The sequence below is a fragment of the Yersinia sp. 1252 StPb PI genome (assembly GCF_048593885.1).
Taxonomy (GTDB): Bacteria; Pseudomonadota; Gammaproteobacteria; order Enterobacterales; family Enterobacteriaceae; genus Yersinia; species Yersinia enterocolitica_E.
Genome location: NZ_JAZGQE010000438.1, coordinates 1 through 745, shown reverse-complemented (window position 1 = coordinate 745; position 745 = coordinate 1). Strand labels below are relative to the sequence as shown.

The window sequence follows — 745 nt, the reverse complement described above, 5'->3', positions numbered from 1 at the left end:
AACTGCCCAGCCAATTCAGGGTCATTCGCAACCTCCTGCCAAAACGCTTCCCTAAATCTATCAAAACTACTGAACTTCCTGCCACGTAATTTATCGGCAATTTGTGCAGGAATGGAAACACCCCCGAACATGCCGGAAACCATAGAATCTAATAAATAGATATAAACCACCAGAATGAACTGGCGGCTTATATTGTTACTTAACGATATAAGTTACTCTTTGAATCCAGGCTTGCCGTTCTCGGCTCGCCATTTTTTAATGAATTCAAGAATACCTTCGGGGCTATTATCAACGTCTGAGTCGGGATAAAATAGCACACCATTCCCGTGAGGATGCTCAGTAAGCATTACAAAATGATGAATAAGAGCATCATGTTCCTTCTCTGAAACATCTACGGCCCAAATTTTGTTTAAAAAAGCTAAAAACTCAGATTCAGTATATTCAGTTATACTATTTTTTAATTCCATTACTCACCTCCATTCTTTGAATGAATATTTATATGTCGTTTTGGTGTCATTACCCTTATATTTTCAATATCATAAACTGCACCATCATCACGAATAAATCTAACATGATGGAGCTCAAACTTCTCTCTTCCTCCTACCTGCTCAGTTGGTATTGGATATGGAGCGTAACCACGTTTCATTCTATTCTGGTTCAAAGGCGAGAACTGCCCAGCCAATTCAGGGTCATTCGCAACCTCCTGCCAAAACGCTTCCCTAAATCTATCAAAACTACTGAACTT

Annotated in this window: 2 protein-coding genes and 1 pseudogene; all 3 read right to left on the bottom strand. The window is 39.5% G+C overall.

What is annotated here, in order from left to right; all coding sequences use genetic code 11:
- Nucleotides 1–125 (bottom strand): annotated as a pseudogene (locus tag V2A85_RS24175) (HNH endonuclease); the annotation flags it as partial.
- Between the two features lie 87 nt (nt 126–212).
- A complete protein-coding gene (locus tag V2A85_RS24170) occupies nt 213–467 on the bottom strand; it encodes a bacteriocin immunity protein (RefSeq protein ID WP_372560093.1) in 255 nt (84 codons plus the stop codon).
- Nucleotides 467–745, bottom strand: a 279-nt coding sequence (locus V2A85_RS24165) for an HNH endonuclease signature motif containing protein (protein ID WP_420072617.1), incomplete at its 5' end; no start/stop codon positions are given. The genes V2A85_RS24165 and V2A85_RS24170, both read right to left, overlap by 1 nt.

What these genes read in the sequence shown, in the direction of transcription:
- V2A85_RS24170 (WP_372560093.1), bottom strand. Translation starts at nt 467, where the DNA reads ATGGAATTAAAAAATAGTATAACTGAATATACTGAATCTGAGTTTTTA.